General features: G+C 55.7%; 14 protein-coding genes and 1 pseudogene. 7 read left to right on the top strand and 8 right to left on the bottom strand.

Translation table 11 applies throughout. The features are described from left to right. Positions 1 to 318 precede the first annotated feature (318 nt). The 4 genes from AABA84_RS20440 (at position 319) to AABA84_RS20425 (ending at position 5,880) form a co-directional block, all read left to right on the top strand. Complete coding sequence (locus tag AABA84_RS20440; RefSeq protein ID WP_338312904.1) at positions 319 to 2,043, top strand: ABC-three component system protein; 1,725 nt, start codon at positions 319 to 321, stop codon at positions 2,041 to 2,043. A 1-nt stretch (position 2,044) separates the two neighbouring features. Further along, positions 2,045 to 2,632: a hypothetical protein gene (locus AABA84_RS20435; protein WP_338312902.1), complete on the top strand. Its 588-nt coding sequence runs from the start codon at positions 2,045 to 2,047 to the stop codon at positions 2,630 to 2,632. Further along, positions 2,629 to 5,472, top strand: a complete 2,844-nt coding sequence (locus AABA84_RS20430) for an AAA family ATPase (RefSeq protein WP_338312901.1) — start codon at positions 2,629 to 2,631, stop codon at positions 5,470 to 5,472. The genes AABA84_RS20435 and AABA84_RS20430 overlap by 4 nt, the downstream gene beginning before the upstream one ends. 201 nt (positions 5,473 to 5,673) lie before the next feature. Next, positions 5,674 to 5,880, top strand: coding sequence for a hypothetical protein (locus tag AABA84_RS20425; RefSeq protein ID WP_338312899.1), 207 nt, complete (start codon positions 5,674 to 5,676; stop codon positions 5,878 to 5,880). Between the two features lie 295 nt (positions 5,881 to 6,175). On the opposite strand, the gene AABA84_RS20420 is transcribed toward AABA84_RS20425, so the two are convergent. Then, positions 6,176 to 6,715, bottom strand: a complete 540-nt coding sequence (locus AABA84_RS20420; protein WP_338312898.1) for a hypothetical protein — start codon at positions 6,713 to 6,715, stop codon at positions 6,176 to 6,178. 240 nt (positions 6,716 to 6,955) lie between these two features. Between AABA84_RS20420 and AABA84_RS35050 the strand changes: the two are divergent. Both AABA84_RS35050 and AABA84_RS20415 read left to right on the top strand, forming a co-directional pair. Next, a pseudogene (locus tag AABA84_RS35050) lies at positions 6,956 to 7,441 on the top strand (lysozyme inhibitor LprI family protein); the annotation flags it as partial. Positions 7,442 to 7,594: 153 nt separating this feature from the next. After that, a complete protein-coding gene (locus AABA84_RS20415) occupies positions 7,595 to 7,987 on the top strand; it encodes a hypothetical protein (RefSeq protein WP_338312896.1) in 393 nt (130 codons plus the stop codon). A gap of 9 nt (positions 7,988 to 7,996) precedes the next feature. Here the strand turns inward: AABA84_RS20415 and AABA84_RS20410 are convergent, their stop codons facing one another. From AABA84_RS20410 to AABA84_RS35045, 4 genes are read right to left on the bottom strand one after another with little or no spacing between them, the layout of a single operon-like run. Next, positions 7,997 to 9,934, bottom strand: a complete 1,938-nt coding sequence (locus AABA84_RS20410; RefSeq protein ID WP_338312895.1) for a protein kinase domain-containing protein — start codon at positions 9,932 to 9,934, stop codon at positions 7,997 to 7,999. Further along, positions 9,918 to 10,730: a PP2C family serine/threonine-protein phosphatase gene (locus tag AABA84_RS20405; protein WP_338312894.1), complete on the bottom strand. Its 813-nt coding sequence runs from the start codon at positions 10,728 to 10,730 to the stop codon at positions 9,918 to 9,920. The genes AABA84_RS20410 and AABA84_RS20405 overlap by 17 nt, the downstream gene beginning before the upstream one ends. 3 nt (positions 10,731 to 10,733) lie before the next feature. After that, positions 10,734 to 11,402, bottom strand: a complete 669-nt coding sequence (locus tag AABA84_RS20400) for a vWA domain-containing protein (protein ID WP_338312893.1) — start codon at positions 11,400 to 11,402, stop codon at positions 10,734 to 10,736. 2 nt (positions 11,403 to 11,404) lie between these two features. Then, positions 11,405 to 11,893 carry a DUF4236 domain-containing protein gene (locus tag AABA84_RS35045; RefSeq protein WP_445083414.1) on the bottom strand — a complete coding sequence of 163 codons (489 nt, stop codon included), beginning with the start codon at positions 11,891 to 11,893 and terminating at the stop codon, positions 11,405 to 11,407. A gap of 68 nt (positions 11,894 to 11,961) precedes the next feature. On the opposite strand from AABA84_RS35045, the gene AABA84_RS20395 reads away from it, so the two are divergent. Further along, positions 11,962 to 12,516, top strand: a complete 555-nt coding sequence (locus AABA84_RS20395; protein WP_338312891.1) for a thermonuclease family protein — start codon at positions 11,962 to 11,964, stop codon at positions 12,514 to 12,516. Positions 12,517 to 13,066: 550 nt separating this feature from the next. Here the strand turns inward: AABA84_RS20395 and AABA84_RS35040 are convergent. From AABA84_RS35040 to AABA84_RS20380, 3 genes are all read right to left on the bottom strand, one after another. Beyond that, complete coding sequence (locus tag AABA84_RS35040; protein WP_445083416.1) at positions 13,067 to 13,216, bottom strand: type II toxin-antitoxin system RelE/ParE family toxin; 150 nt, start codon at positions 13,214 to 13,216, stop codon at positions 13,067 to 13,069. Positions 13,217 to 13,364: 148 nt separating this feature from the next. Beyond that, on the bottom strand, positions 13,365 to 13,622 hold the full coding sequence (locus AABA84_RS20385; RefSeq protein WP_212243390.1) for a type II toxin-antitoxin system ParD family antitoxin: 258 nt from the start codon (positions 13,620 to 13,622) through the stop codon (positions 13,365 to 13,367). 85 nt (positions 13,623 to 13,707) lie between these two features. After that, complete coding sequence (locus AABA84_RS20380) at positions 13,708 to 14,979, bottom strand: MFS transporter (RefSeq protein WP_338312890.1); 1,272 nt, start codon at positions 14,977 to 14,979, stop codon at positions 13,708 to 13,710. Between the last annotated feature and the right edge of the window lie 206 nt (positions 14,980 to 15,185).

Below are 15,185 nucleotides of genomic sequence, written 5' to 3'. Positions count from 1 at the left end.
GAAATGAACCAGTCCACAGACCTTGGAGGGGGCACGGGGGGAAATTGCCTTTCGTCGCTGACGAGGTCACGTCTTTGATTAGCGACCCCTGAACAGAAAGCGGCCGGAGCCCTTCCGCCCGCCGGGACCAAAGAAGGCCACGCCGTCGCGAAGAGGCCGAAGGGTTCGACCAAGGTTCAAGTTCGCGGATTCGACATGACCCTGCTGTTGTGGTTGTATCGCATCAAATACTAAACTTTCTCTCGGAGGGAGCTATAGTTCGACACTCTTTGCGTCGGCGACGCTTATTCATCCGCGATGATTTTTCACTGAAGTTGAATGACCATAACTCCCATACAATTTGCCTCCTCATGGCTGGATGGGGCGCAAGCCCACGTCGCTTTAGCGCAGCTCTTTCCATATCCGCGCGAAATTATGCTCGGTGATGGCGCCCGCCCTGAAGTTCTAGCTATGCTCAGCGAGCTTCTTTCGGGTCCCCGCAAACTCCAACAGATTGTGACCCAGGGCAGACCTGCGATCCTAGTTTTGCCAGAAGTGGCAATCTCATTTTCGGACTGGGCTGCAATTGATGCGATGGTGCGCGAATATCCATCGTCACTCATGCTTATTTCCGGCTTCAGCGTAACCTCTGGTGTTGAGCTTCTCGCTTGGCTTGACCAATCGTCGGCCACCACTCGCCGAGCTTCGTGGACAGATAAGCCACCCATGAGCGAGCGGCTCTACAACGGGGGCTGGTGCTGGGTGCACACAACACAAAATACGGAATGCGTGGCTTTCTTAAAGCTCACCTCGGAACAGCGGGACGAGGTCTTCATTGACGGACTAGATCAAGGCAGAGACATGCTTTGTCTCGAATTTAGCGACCTTATCGTCTTTCCAGTAATCTGCTCCGATTTTCTGCAAGTTCAGGATTCTAGAACAATCGCCGGCAAGATTTCCGAGCGACTCCGCGAATACAAAAATGACGATCGGAAGGTGCTTGTCGTAGGTTTGCTCGCTCAATCGAAAGGACATTCCGAATGGCGCAATGCCATTACGGATGTTGCTCGCCAAATTAACATGGAGAGGGTCAATCTCTGTCTCGTCAATTGGGCGTTTGATTTCCTTGAGCAGCAAGAAGATCACGACAGATGGCGAGCATACAGTGGAGTTTATGTAGCGAGCGCGAGGCAACCGGGGGCCCGGTCGTTCAAGATCGTTAAACGATTTTCGACCGACGCCGTCCACGGTGCAGTTACTAGGATTTCGAGTGGTTGTGTCGTTGGTGGTCCGATCCGCTGGAATTTCACGGTGACTGCGCGGAACATCTGGACCGTGGCGCACGGCTACGCGATTCAGGCTGACGGAACGCTTGACGCGCCTTTCTGTGATGATCCTCTAAAGTACGAATTGAGCCGCCTCATTCGGCGATCAATCGTCGCGAATTCTACAATGCGGCCTGTGGTGGACGCATTGGAGGCGCTCAAAGAGCGTATCTCTGCGCACGAAACCAGTGCGATCCGACTCATGAATCTGACGCTGTTCGGGGGCACAAAAAGTAAGCTGGACAATCTGACACTTGCGGACGACCTGCACAACTACTCGAAAGAGTTGGACTTTGGCCTCAGGGCACTCGCCATTGCAGCCCTAACTGCCGTGGCTGAGTGGCAGACGCAAGATGCCATTCGCGGTCAGCTCAAACTAACCGATAGCCCTCATGCGGTCCTAATCTGGAGTTCACCTGACTCCCCAATAACCGTGAAGCAAGAACTAGATCGGTTGCGCATCGATCCTAAGAATCGCACTCCCACGATCGTCTTTTTAAAAACGCTAGGCGGGCCACTACCTATAAGTTCTTCCTCGCATCGGAGGATTGATATTTCTGCAGCACCCACAGGGGCACGCTCGATATCAGAACCAAAAAGTGAGAATCCAATACTGCAGGCAGACTTGGATGCTCTGATGAACTGTCTCGCTTTTGCTTCCACCGAAGAGGCGATAAGCGCGTCGGCTCAACTGATCGCGGAGCAATCGGACAACCTAAAGGCTCAGTGGAGAACCTAAGATGAGCCAACTTGAGGCGATCAACATATTAGCGAAGCAAGCTGAAAAAGTCGGCTTTGTCCTCCAGCCGGTTTCGAAGCTTGTAGGCGCACCCGTTCTGCCCGGGACGAGCACCTTCTGGGCCTCGAATTACGCACTCATACTCGCTCTTCAGCCTAGTTCTGGAGACCTCTCCTCATTACGCGAAGCGGTGCAATCGGGGCAGGAATGGTTGGATATCGCTTGCATGCAACGCGAATCGAAAGTGGGCTCTGTGATTGACGGGTATCTGCTAATTATCCTCGACCATGCGCCAGACCAAGAGACGGCAGGGGTGATTCATCAGATTGAACTCGACCCGACGGCTTGCAGAAAGCATTTCGCGTGGCCAAGTCACGTTACGACGGACGAAGGCGATCTTCGGTGGTCGCGCATATACCGCGTGACTGTCATCGGACTGCCGGCGTCGCCGGAGAATTCGCGAATGACCGGAAGTCCTATTTTGGAAGCAGACCTCCAGAAGCGGTTGCTGAACGACATAAAGCAGTTTGGAGCCCAGGAGTCTGCACGGCGCCATGCTAGCGACGCGAAGATGGGTCCTGATGCATGATATCGTTGGATGAGATTTCAATACAGGCGTTTCGTGGCATTCCCGATAAGGTGACGCTGGATCTATCCGCGCCCATTACGCTGATCTACGCCCCCAATGGGGTTGGAAAGACGTCGTTATGTGATGCAGCGGAATTTCTTCTGCTAGATCAAATCAAACGTCTTGATAATTCGGGTGCCGGTCGGGCCGACTATCGATGCACGCATGCCAATGACGAGACAGAAACGCAAGTTAGCGGGAAGATAAGGGTAGAGAACCAGTCGATCCTGCTGACTAGGACCCTGACTCGTTGCAAATGGAAGGTGGGTTCGGCAGCAGAAGTCGCGGTGACATTGTCAGATCTGCTGCAGTGCGTTGCTCCAAGTGGCTCTGAGCCTAACGTCCACAAGAATCACGCCAACGCGTCTCGCCAGATTTGGCTTCGAGGAGCCCGATTCCTATCGAGCGATTCGCTCGCGTCGTTGCTAGATTCGAGTGAAGAAGCAGTAGAAGCACGGCAGCGATTGTTTGCTGATTTGTTGGGAGTCGGCCATCTATTAGAAGCCGAGCGGCAGCTCGAGAACTATCAGAAAACGCTACGTCCGCTTGTACGGGAGCGTCAGGCGTTGCTCGAAGCTGCCCAAGGAGAGCTGCGGGATCGGCAGCAGAAAGTTAGCGAGGAGCGCGAAGAGGACCATTTGGCGTTTCTTCCGGCGGCGAATAGCCGTCTCCGGGAGGCGGGCAATATGCTCGGATTCTCGAAGCGTTTTTTGGACTCCGAAGCAAGCGATGCTGCCGAGTTAAAGCGACGTGTGGCGTTGCTTAGGAGCGATCTTGCTGCACGAAAGGCTTCATTCGAGCTTCGTCGGCAGGCCGAGATCAGAATGGCGCCGGATTGGAAGTCACGCTATCTGCTTGCACAGCAACTTGATGCTGAGCAGGCGAAGTTGGCTAGTGAGGCTGACCTCGAAGCGGAGCTCAAAAACCAGATCGAGGCGACAGCCGCCACAATTCAGCAGGTGGAACAGGAAGGGAAGGCTGTTCGGGAACAGGCAAATGCCGCTCGGGCAATAGTGGAGGAGCTTTCTTCGTCTCTCGCATCCTGCATTCCGTCGCTCGGACACTTCCTGGCAACGACTGGTCGGGAAGCTCTGACAGCCGAGGAAGCTGTTTCGCTCTGTTCGAGCGTCAGCTCGGAGACTGCGAGGAGCGCAAGGGTCGCGCTTTTGCTGTCCATTCAGAGCCAGCTCTCTGAAAGAGCTTCAGAGCGTGTTGAATCGGAAAACCTCAGACAGCAGCTCATTATTCTGGGACCGACGCTTGCATCATCCGACGATATCACGCGTCTCATTCAGGAGAGTGCGAGCGCCGAACAACAGGTCAACAGCCTACGGCAAAAGTATGATGACGTTGCAGGCCCCGCCGATCAGTTGAAACAATTGGTTGCACAAGTCTCCTCCCTTCTTGAGCACGCGCAGAACTGTCCGGCTTGCGGGCATGATTGGCAGAGCCCCGAGAGGCTGAAGCGGGCCCTAGAAGATGCTCAACGTGCTATGCCCAGGGGCTTGCAAGCATTGGCTGAGCAGTTAACTGCTGCACAGCACACATTTGGTCGTCTTTCGAATGAGCTTCACGCGAAAAGGCAGGCGCTGCACATAGCGCGAGAGCTTGGGTTTCGGCAGCATACGCTGTCCGAAAAGAGGGCATCCTTCGAATCCCTTTTGTCTGAAGCGCAATTGAGAGAATCGGCAAATCTGGCTCAAGACGTATTCGCCGAATTAAAACGTTTGGAGCTAATCGGAAACCTCTTTCGCTTGGTGACGGCGATAAGTGTCGCCGAACAATTCTTAGAGCGGTCGATAGATCGGGAAGTCAAACTCGAGCAGTATGTCAATTCGATCCAAGAACATGTGCGAGCGGTCGAATCCGAGCGGCTCCTATCGCTGGAAGCTTTGCGTCAGAGGTTTATTGAATCGCGTTCGGTGCTTGAGAAGGTGCAAAGAGCCTTGGCAGGAGCGGAGCTAGAATCGGAGGCAACTAGGAAGAGGATTGAGAGCATAGCCTCAAGACTACAGCAGCTGCGTTCTGCCTGGCTCATTCTCGCTGATTCCGAAGAGTGGACCGACGAGAAGCTTGCAATGTTGTCAGGCCAGCTAAGCAAAGAGCGGGAAATCATTGCTGCGAGCGAGGCGCTTCTAGATCAGGCTGAGCAATTGGCGGATGTGTCGGCCAACATGGAAGAAATTACGCGTTTGCAGGCGAAGGTGCGCCCCTTGCAAAATGAACGTGACAGACTTGACTTATACATGCAATCGGCAGCTGCATCCCAAGATGCTTATCGAGCGGCGCGGGTGGAGCATGCCAACAGGCAGATGGATCAGTTGGTTCGTGTAGTCTCCCCGATGTTCAACAGACTGCAGTCCAATGAGGTTTACGAAGGAATCAGAGTGGGGGATGCATCCGCCCCGCTATCTTGGCGAGCGGTGTCTGAAAGGCTAGTGATGGACCCGGACACTAAATTTAGCCAAGGTCAAAAGCAGGACTTTGCACTTTCTGTATTTCTTGCGCGGGCCCGTGGCTTGGGTGGTTCCTTCTTCTTAGATGAGCCACTGGTCCACCTAGATGACTTAAATCGCGTTGCGCTACTTGATGTCTTGCGTGCCATTGTCTTGGAAGAGAACCGTAATTTATCGCTCGTGATTACCACTGCGAACAGGCCGGTGCTACGCCACATGTTGGAGAAGTTTGCTTTAGTTGCTTCAGCTAACCGGAGTGAACGCGCGATACCGATTATGCGGGTCATAGAGTTGGAAGGGAATCCGAGGGTCGGAATTAGCGTTAAAACGAAGGGTTTCGGTTGAAGGCTCTAAGCCCGCTTCGCTCAGAGCGCGGTTCGTGAACCAATTTGACGGTCTCCGGCCCCCGGAGGTCTCGGTGCTAGGTCGCTTGGCTAAAGGAGCGGCGGCGCCAACAGTTTTTGGCACGCCTATCGTTCTCTCCATCGTTGTTGATGCGGAGATCGAGAAGTTTTCGCATTTTCGAATCAACCGAGGAGCTTCTACATGAGCGCCGAGCCCGCAGATATGAAGTACTATTTCGGCTTTCGAGTTACCAATCCCGTTGGTAGCTGGGTCGTGGAGGGACCGTTCGAAACGAACGAGATAGCGAAGGCTAAACGGGAGCAGGCAAAAGGATGGGGCGGGCAGGTCACCATCCCTTTTGTAGCAAGCTCAAAGGAAGAAGCGCTTAATAACTGCGATCGCTACTGAATCCGCACATTGTGACCGCACGGTCAATTCTCTGGTGCGAGAAATGGACGGCGGGTATCGTCTTTGGCAGCTTCTTCCGGAATTGCGCGAGTCCTGCCACCAAACTTCGACCTGCTGCCATCTGCGTAAAGATAGCGGCATTGGTACGAGTAATAGGCTCCGTTGGCGCCGACAACAGCATTGTATTTGGTTGTTGACCCGACAAAGATCTCGCGCGTGAACCCGTAGCCAAGCAACACAACGACGATTAAACCGAAGAATGCCAACCTAGCTTGATGCCTAGCGTCATCGCAACCTACCCAAACAGACTCTTTTTCAACGGCGGAGGCTGTATCGCTCGTTTATTCCGCACGAATTCAAACGACGCCTCCTCGATGTTGAGACCCGGGTTCTTTTTATAGTCCCAGATCCATTCCATCACATCAAAACCGAATGGCCCCGCATAGAGCGATAGTCTGGCACTCGAATAGTTGTCGGCCGACACCTGCTGCCAGACATCATGATAGAGGTCGGCCTGGAGGAAAAACCAACCCGAGACCATCGCGTCGATAGCAGGAAGATCGTCCCTGGCAGGCTCTGATGGATGCAAAACCATAACCCCGATTCCATCCTCGAAAGGCTCGCCATTTGCGACTCTCGCTGTGCCTTCATGGACTGTCAGGTGAAACTGCAGCTCTCGGAGCCTCTCCGGCATGTTTATTAATTGAATGTCATGGACGTTAGTTGCTAGAGCCGTCAGACTAAGTCCCCGGCCGTGGTAGCGCTTTTGCTTCTCATCCCGGATGGTCTGCCGCCATTCCAAGATATCTAAAAATAGGTGAATACTATTGAGCACGCTAGCCGCCTAAAATTGAGCGAATTCATGCACACGGTGCATCGCCCGAATGAAGATATCCCAACCTTCTAAATTGGGGTGACTGATGTACCACACAAGGTCCAGCAACTCGCCGATCCTCTCTGACCTTGCGTCCACCTCTTCCTGACACGGCAGCGCGGTGGGTGTCTCGGCTCTTGTATTTGGCTGATTCCTGCTAGTAGATTGTGGCTGTCGTTTTTAGCAATTTTTGCGATTGCTGTGGCATTGAGGCAAGTCACTTTGCCAAAAATACCTCCAGTGGGGCTCGTGATATTTGCGTGCTCTGTGTCCGCCTATGGCGTTCTCTTTGTTCCCTCTGCGGCTGCGCAGGACAGGGAGCTTATTAAGCGCTGCCTTTCGATCTCCAACGTTGACGAGCGAGTGGACTGTCTTGAGAGCGGCGGTACGACTTCTGATGCACCTCAACCTCAGAAGTCGCCTCAGACTGCTCGGACCGGTCCGAGCTTTGATTGTCGCGCCGCGTCGCATTCCATAGAACGCGCCATTTGTAGCGACGCCACCTTAGCCGAGTGGGACTCGCGGCTGGGGCAACTGTTCCAACAAGCACGACGCTCGAAGAAGCCGACCGAGTTGCAGGCGTTTGTGGAGAGCCAACGATCTTGGATACAGCAACGCAATAACACGTGCGGGGCAGTTCCTGGGACTGCCGTGTGGTCTTGCATTGTGGATATGACGAGACAGCGTATCACGGCGCTATCCGACAGCCAGCAGTCAATCGAACCCCTGCCATCACCGCTGCCAAGCTTGCGACCCCAGCCCCAAACGGCGCAGAGAGATCAGAGCACTACCGTCCAAACCACACCGGCTCCGACGGCCCCAAGCAATGTTCCGAAGGCAATGCCTTCGCCCAGTGCGTCTGGCTCCGAAGGGTCAAACCCTCTGCTGGTCATTCTATTTGTAATTGGTGCAATAGTGGGCGCGATAGCGGTCTTCAATAACATACAAAAGCGTCAGCGCTTAATGGAGGAGAAACGCCGCGCTGAGACGGAGCGTCAGCGATTAATCGCAAAGTACGGCGACGACATTGCCGAACGCATACTTGCGCATACGATCTGGCAAGGGATGACCGAAGATCAGCTAATCGAGTCTTGGGGGCCACCGGCTGATCGCGACTACGAAGTGCGGCACGCGAAAACGAAAGAAACTTGGAAATACGGACAAGTCGGCCGCAACAGATTTAGCAGCCGCGTATTCATCGAAAACGGCCACGTGGTGGGCTGGAAGCAATAAGGTCCCGGGTTAGCCAGACACCGCCTTATAGTTTGCGTCAGCTTGCAAGTACGACATATAGGCCGTCTCAACGGAGGAACGAAGTTGGGCGCGTGCAGACATCGCCCGGTCGTGTAGGTGTTTTAATTCTTCAAAACCCGATCGAGCCGCTTGCTCCAACCTCCGTCGCTCTAGGGCTATCTCGTGTTCGATTTTATCGATGTCACGGCGATCAATTCCTGTGGCGGGGTTGAAAACGAATTTTGCTTCCAGCGCTTGGCGCCAAGAATACAGCACGCCGCATAGCTTCGGGCCAAACCCTGGCACCGATTCCACGGTGGAATTCAAAAGGTCTGCAGCGGTCTCTATGCCGTAAGATTGCAATGTTCGCTTTCGACCATCGCCAATCCCATCGAGCTTAGCTTTGTCGATCTCGAACGTATCAAGAAACCGTGTCAGTTGTGCCTGCTTCACGGTCTTTCTCAGATTATCTAGCTTTGAGGTTCTCAGGGTGGGAAGGCGATCGAAGGTGGTCTTCAGCCGCAACAACTCCTGTTTCTTCACGTCGAAGCCCCCCGAGCCTGCTCGTTCGGTCCACTGTTGATGAGCACGCTTCCAAGTCTCTCTTGCTGTGGCCTCAGCGTCGCGGAACTTGTAAACCTCGCTCGATTTGTCCAACCAACGGCGAGCGCCAAAGAACGTCAATAGGGCGCCGATAATTAGAAGAAGGGGAGCCGGGGCGCCTAGACCCCCGAATACTCCAATTGCACCCACACCCAGCGCTAGGATAAATGCAAGAATATTTGCCCTCTTGAAGGAATTGGCAACAGCAACTGCTTCGGCACTGGGCTCGGGACGAACGACTTGCACCTCGGGTGCTTGCCCTGGGCTTGCTAGGGACTCAATCTGACGCCAGAGCTGGGTTAGATCGACGGTGCCTCCATCTCCCATAGAGACAAAGGGAAAGAGTTCGACACCGGTGACCGCTTCCATTGGACACCAAGGACAACTGCTTCCTTTGTGGTACCAATGAGACCCATTCGCCGCGCACTGTTTGAGATTGCGCTCTAAGCCGGTGAGAGCCTGCACCCATTCGGCCGGCTCAGGGCGTCCCCCCGCGACCATTTGCTTAGCGAACGCCCGCTCAAATAGAAACGCAACCTCATCGCCAACAATGGAAAGCGGCGGCGTGTTCGGTGGTTTTTCCATTTGGACATCGGCACGCATCGCGCTGTAGGCGAATCGCAACTCCGATATCGCCTTTGGAATGGGCATATCGCCGCGCCCGAGAAATCTTCCTGCGAATGGATGCCGGCCCATGAAGAGAAGCAGAAAGACCATAACGGCAAGGCCGAAACTATCGTGGTTCGCCGTTCGGATGACTTCGCGCAGATTTTTTCCCTGTAGCTCCGGTGGCGTAAATGTCTCCACGCCCACCTCACACGGATAGCGCTTCCCTCGCTCAATAATCTGATAGCTGTCGCAGTCGATCAACTTAACCTTGGCATCGTTCGCGACTAGGATGCTGCCCTCGTTGATGTCTCCTATGATGCATCCGGTCGCATGGATGGCGCCAAACGCCCTTGCGGTATTCGCCGCAGCAAGGACGAGAAAGCGCCAATCGGCCCTTTGAAATTCGGTTGATCTCGTCTTGGGGCTGTAAAGCTTATGAATATCCTTCGCGTCTCCCACCCTGGGCATCAATAGCCCAACTGGCGCGCGATCCGCTTTCGACAAGAGCAGGCCTGCTGGCCAAGCGGAGACCTTCTTAACAACTCCAGTTGAGAAGGATGACATGAGTTCAATCTTCGCGGCGCGATCGGCCGTGAGCGGCTTGTGATAGACCTTCGCTACGAGTTCGTCAGTCGAGACGATGCCGTAGACGGTTCCCTCACCGCCCTTGCCAAGCACAGTGCCAAGGTGGATGGGTCGTCCAGATGTATCGACAACTTCAGGAAGCTTGGACATCTTGCGCCGTAGGCAATTGAGCGATTGGGCTCCGAGTTGCTAGGATCAGTGATTTGTCGTCGTCGGTCCTACTGCAAATCGTTTCGGAGCCAAGATATCGAAGGAGACTCTCCGAGAGGCGCACGTCAAGGCCCTCCGGTACGGCCTGCATCACAGGTTCAATCATTAGATTGAAGAAGCGATCATGCACTGTCTTCGTTGCATAGTGCAGAACGAGGCTTTCGATGCCGTCGGAAAACACGGCGATGCTTTCGATGCGGCGCTGCACAGAGGTGAACTCCATGACGTCAGCCGCAGATGTCGACGTTATGAAGTTAGTCGTATTGATGTATTCTCCATGCTGCGGCCAAAAGATATAAGCCCAACCATCATCTCCCCCTTCGGACACGACCATCGCTCCGTCCCCGACTTGAAGAAAGACGGCGCAGTCTGTTCCGATCACAGCGACCAGGAGGGTGCAAGCGAATTCCCTCGATGGTGCATTAGCTTCTAACGCGAGGTTCGATAGTGTCGACTGTATTTGAGCCAGCCAGCTCAAAGCGGTCTCGCGTTGTATTGCGTTAATCTCTTGGCCAGTCTGTAAGTAGTTCTCGATCAGCAACGTGGCCGTGGCAACGGCAACTCGTGATCCGGTCTCGGAATGGGCCGCACTGCCTGCGCCATCCGAGACGGCACAAATCAAGGCGGAGTTGTCGCCCGCATCGACAAGTGTCGCGCGAGAGCTGTCTTGGCAGGGTTGCCCTGTTTTCAGATGCGAGGTGCCAACGACCGAGGCGGCAGCTATGCGCCACGGCATGGATTATACTTCGGTCCATCCGGTTGGTGGGGGAAGCGCCACGCGATCACCCGTATTCGATGCTGACACACGGCTGAGCGAGTTTGACAACCACATAAACAGCTCGCGGAACTTTAGCCCATCTAGTTTTAGCGGCCCTCTTGGCGCTATCTGAGCCAAAATTCCCATGTCGGCATTTGCCACACCAACTGCGAAGAACGAAAACTCCTTGTTGTCCTCACCCTCTCGGACTCGTTGCGCGGCACGTTGCCAACTATCCGTTGGGGCACCATCAGTTATGAGAAATATCCACGGCCGATAGTATGAGATTCCGTTGTCCCTATACCGCTGCTTCCGCTCGCGGACCATTTCCAGTCCTTGTTCGATTGCCTGCCCCATCGGCGTGTCGCCGGTCGTGGAGAAATTCGCGGGCTGCCAATAGTCAGGAGTTTGGAAGCCGGAATCGATGTTCACCGGCCCGAAGGTCACAACGGCAATTTCTACGCGCTTCATCGCTAAAGAGTCAGCGGCAAGCTCGTCTTTGAAGGCGACGATACCGCGATTCAATTCGGAGATGGCTCGGCCTTGCATCGAATGGGATGTGTCTAATAGCAGCAGACACGGGCACCGAGGTTCAGGGTTCCGCGTAAAATCGTCGTCGCTGCCAAATCCAATTTGCTCGAAGTCGGACATACTCACTCCCGTAAATGATTTGGTGTGATCTGTAAGGGCTGATTAGCGGCGCCATCAAGTGCTTTGGGTCTTGGGCGCGGAATAGGGACTGGACCGCTTAGGGGCTGGTCTCTTTCATGCGCGCCTAACGTTGCGGAACTGGTCGCGTCAATTGAAACGGGAGAAGCGGCGGCAGGTTGAGTTTGCGAAATTGAGCCACTCGTCTGCACGACGTATGCAAATGCTAGGGCGAACAGGATGATTGCGAGAGCGACTAAAGGAAGACGCCTCTTGGGAGTTAGTGCAGGAGTACCGGCCGTTTGGTTTTGGCGAGCAATACTAGTTGTGTAAGAAAGACCCGACCCAGGGATGCCAACGGTTACGCGTGAGCCCCTCGACCCGACATTGTACGTCGCGCCCGGTCCGCCAAACGAAACGCTGGCGCTCTTGAGACCGAAGTTAAGGCGAACTCCGGGCAGCAGCCTTATCGATTTTCTGAATCGCAGCCCCATTCTCTCCCCCTAGTTCAAATATTCGGATACATTTGGGCTCGATGCAACCTGCCGTGTGATAATCCTGGATGAGACCTTTTAACTATGCGGGCTGGCTGGTGAAGCGGTGCCTTTGGAACACGAGCCTCGCTGTCCTGACCGTGGGATTTTTTTCCGGGGTGGCGGCGTCGGAATCCACGCTAGTTGGCGTTGCGTCCGTCATCGATGGCGACACGATTGAAATTCACGGCCATCGCGTGCGATTGTTCGGAATCGATGCCCCAGAAAGCGGCCAGCTCTGTCGCGGCGGTGATAGTCTCCAATATCGATGCGGCTCCGCGGCTGCGAACAAACTGGGCGAATTCATTGGACGTAGGACTGTGAGTTGCACGAGGTCCGAGCATGACCGTTACGGTCGGATCGTCGGCAAGTGTTCGGTGGACGAAACAGACTTGGCTGAATGGCTTGTTCGCAATGGATATGCGTTGGACTGGCCTAAATACTCAAAGGGACGATACGCGGCTCAACAGGCGTCGGCTACTGCAGAAGAGCGCGGGATGTGGGCCGGTAGCTTCGTAATTCCGTGGCGGTATCGCGAATGCATGAGAGGCGGTGGCATCGTGGTCGCGTGTTCTGATCAGTAATAGCAGCCAAGAAAGGACGCATTCAAAGGCCTACTTTCGGGGTGGTGTGTCTTGGTGGAAACGAGACCTGCCCTAGGTGCCGCTCTAAGCTCGTGAAAAACCTTTCTGCGAGATTTCAACGCAGGCCTATAGCGGTTCACGGTCGGGCGAGAGAAAGTCTGTCCAGAGAAGATACGTACCGAATAGGACCAAGAACGCTCCAGCCTTGAAAACGATATTGCGGTCCCCAAGAATCAACCATTCGTAGGTCAGCCAACAGCCCCCGCCGATCATTGCGAGATAAAAGACCAACGTAATTATCTTGCGCATTTTGGCAGGATGCTCGCGTGTCGCGACCCGTTCAAGTCGAATTTCAAGATGTCGGGTCCGTCCGCGCATGCCGATGAGTCGGGGCCAGCCAAGAAGGATACAGGGCTGTGTAACATCGGCCGCCTAGACTTGAAAAAATAAAATGGAATCAATATCTTGAACGTCGGTCCGTGCAATCCTTTCCTGGGCACCATTGGGGCTTGTGCGGTCGTAACCGGCGGGCCCCCCTTTTCCAGAGAAGCTAGTCCTCCGGGAAAAGCAGCGGCTCATAGTCTCGCGCGCCGTGAAGGATGTGGATCACTTCGATCGCATCATTACCGACCCGATCGAAAATCAAATAGTTGCCGAACGGACGCCGACGAACGCCCTTCTGTTCGTAGCGCGGTACCAGGGGATAGCCGCGCGGCGCGTCGGCAAGAGAGTCGCACTTTTCACGCGCAGCCCACGGATGAGTGTCAAAGCGCTTCGCGGGCTTTGCTGGGCGACATACGACGCGATGTCTTCAAGGTCTCCTTCGGCTTCCGTGGTGACGACGACGATCACGATTGGCTGGCCTTGCCGGCCAATTTCGCCTCTAGCCGGTCAAAGACCTCCGAACTCGGCTTCACCCGACCTGCCTCAGCGTCATCGAGCCCGCGGGCGACCGCGGCGTCCAATACGGCCAGCCGCGCTTCGCGCTCCTGGATGAGCCGCACGCCCTCCCGGAGCACCTCGCTCTTGGAGTGGTAGCGGCCCGAGGCGACCAACTTTGTTACAAAGTTTTCAAGGGCTTCGCCCAGATCTGCACTGACAGCCATGCTGCAACTCCGCCGAGGGTCGGAGTCAATAACTATTATTGAATCCTCACCTCATCAAGCGGGATTGTGGTCCTGAGTCGCCCCCTCACACCACGCGCTTCCCTGCCCGCTCCGCCACCGCCTTCTGCACAAAGTACATCGCCACCAGCGAGACGATTGCCGACGCCACGACGACGTAGCCGATCCGGTCGAAATGGATCAGTGAGCCGTCGGGCGCCTGCGCGATGATCGCGCCGGCGAGCACCGAGCCGAGGCCGCCGGAGAGCTGCTGCAGCGAGGCGCTGACCGCGCTGAACGAGCCGCGCTGGTCGGGATCGGGGATTGCCGACATCAGCGCCTGCGACGGGATCATGCGCGAGAAGATGCCGACGAACATCAGCACGTTGACGAGGATCGCGGTCACGAGCGAGACGTGGCCGAGATGGGTGTAGATCAGCACCATGATCACCGACACCACGCTGCCGAATACGAAGGTCGGGTACTTGCCGAACGCATCGCTCGCACGGCCGACCAGCGGTCCCGTGACGATGCTGAACAGGCCCGAGACCAGATAGATCGTCGGCAGATGCGTGATGTCGATGCCGAGATTGTTCACGGTGTAGGCGCTGGAGAACGGCATCAGCATGTATCCGCCGGTCGCCAGCAGCGTCGTGACGCAGAAGGCCAGCGTGTAGCGCGGCTGGGCGACGGTCGCGATCAGATGGTGGAACGGGTTCTTGTCCTGCTTCAGCTTCAGATGCGCATCGACCGGCTCCATGGCGAAGGCGATGATGGCGATCGCGGCGATCGACACGATGACGATCGCGATGAAGCAGACATGCCAGCTCCAGTGATTGGCGAGAAACAGCCCGGCGGGAATGCCGAGCACCTGGCTCGCCGCGAACGCTGTCTGCACGAGGCCCATCACGCGGCCGCGCAGGTGCAGCGGAAACAGATCGGTGATGATGGCGAGCACCACCGAGCCGATCACCCCGCCGAACAATCCGGTCACGATCCGGCCCAGCAGCAGCACATGGTAGTTCGGCGCCACGGCGCAGAGCAGGGTGCCGAGCGTGAAGCCGACATAAAAGAACAGCAAGAGCCGCTTGCGGTCGAAGCGGTCGGCAAAGCCGGCGGCGAGGATGCCCGACAGTCCCGCACTGAACGCGTAGGCCGACACCGCAACGCCGAATTGCGTCGCCGTGATGTCGAGCGCGGGCATCAGGATGGCGCCGAGCGGCGACATGATGATGAAGTCGAGGATGATCGTGAACTGCGTGAACGCGAGCAGCGCGATCAGAAGCGCCTGGTAGCGCGTGAAGCCGCGCTGGCGTTCTGATGGATCGTCGATCGGCGCGGCGAGCGTCTGTTCGGTCATGGATCTCGATTCGTAGTGGGCGGGGAGAGAAATTGGCAGATGGGGTGGCTTGGGGCGATTTTTAGGGGCCGCAGGCCACTCGTTGCGCCGGAACATGAAGCTCGCGCCGAGCTGTGGGATCCATGCAACAGCAGGGCATTCGGCAAACCGTCCGCCTCTTCGCGAAAGGGATGCGCGGACTGAGAAGTTGGGTCGTCGGGGCAAGC

Source organism: Bradyrhizobium sp. TM239 (assembly GCF_036247985.1).
GTDB classification, from domain to species: Bacteria; Pseudomonadota; Alphaproteobacteria; order Rhizobiales; family Xanthobacteraceae; genus Bradyrhizobium; species Bradyrhizobium ottawaense.
This window is presented reverse-complemented; position numbering and strand designations above follow the sequence as displayed.

Bases quoted from the DNA above. Each gene is read 5' to 3' on its own strand.
- AABA84_RS20430 (WP_338312901.1), top strand. From the start codon at position 2,629: ATGATATCGTTGGATGAGATTTCAATACAGGCGTTTCGTGGCATTCCC.
- AABA84_RS20400 (WP_338312893.1), bottom strand. From the start codon at position 11,402: ATGTCCGACTTCGAGCAAATTGGATTTGGCAGCGACGACGATTTTACG.
- AABA84_RS20410 (WP_338312895.1), bottom strand. From the start codon at position 9,934: ATGTCCAAGCTTCCTGAAGTTGTCGATACATCTGGACGACCCATCCAC.
- AABA84_RS20425 (WP_338312899.1), top strand. From the start codon at position 5,674: ATGAGCGCCGAGCCCGCAGATATGAAGTACTATTTCGGCTTTCGAGTT.
- AABA84_RS20380 (WP_338312890.1), bottom strand. From the start codon at position 14,979: ATGACCGAACAGACGCTCGCCGCGCCGATCGACGATCCATCAGAACGC.
- AABA84_RS20415 (WP_338312896.1), top strand. From the start codon at position 7,595: ATGCCTTCGCCCAGTGCGTCTGGCTCCGAAGGGTCAAACCCTCTGCTG.
- AABA84_RS20405 (WP_338312894.1), bottom strand. From the start codon at position 10,730: ATGCCGTGGCGCATAGCTGCCGCCTCGGTCGTTGGCACCTCGCATCTG.
- AABA84_RS20435 (WP_338312902.1), top strand. From the start codon at position 2,045: ATGAGCCAACTTGAGGCGATCAACATATTAGCGAAGCAAGCTGAAAAA.
- AABA84_RS20395 (WP_338312891.1), top strand. From the start codon at position 11,962: ATGAGACCTTTTAACTATGCGGGCTGGCTGGTGAAGCGGTGCCTTTGG.
- AABA84_RS20440 (WP_338312904.1), top strand. From the start codon at position 319: ATGACCATAACTCCCATACAATTTGCCTCCTCATGGCTGGATGGGGCG.
- AABA84_RS35045 (WP_445083414.1), bottom strand. From the start codon at position 11,893: ATGGGGCTGCGATTCAGAAAATCGATAAGGCTGCTGCCCGGAGTTCGC.
- AABA84_RS20385 (WP_212243390.1), bottom strand. From the start codon at position 13,622: ATGGCTGTCAGTGCAGATCTGGGCGAAGCCCTTGAAAACTTTGTAACA.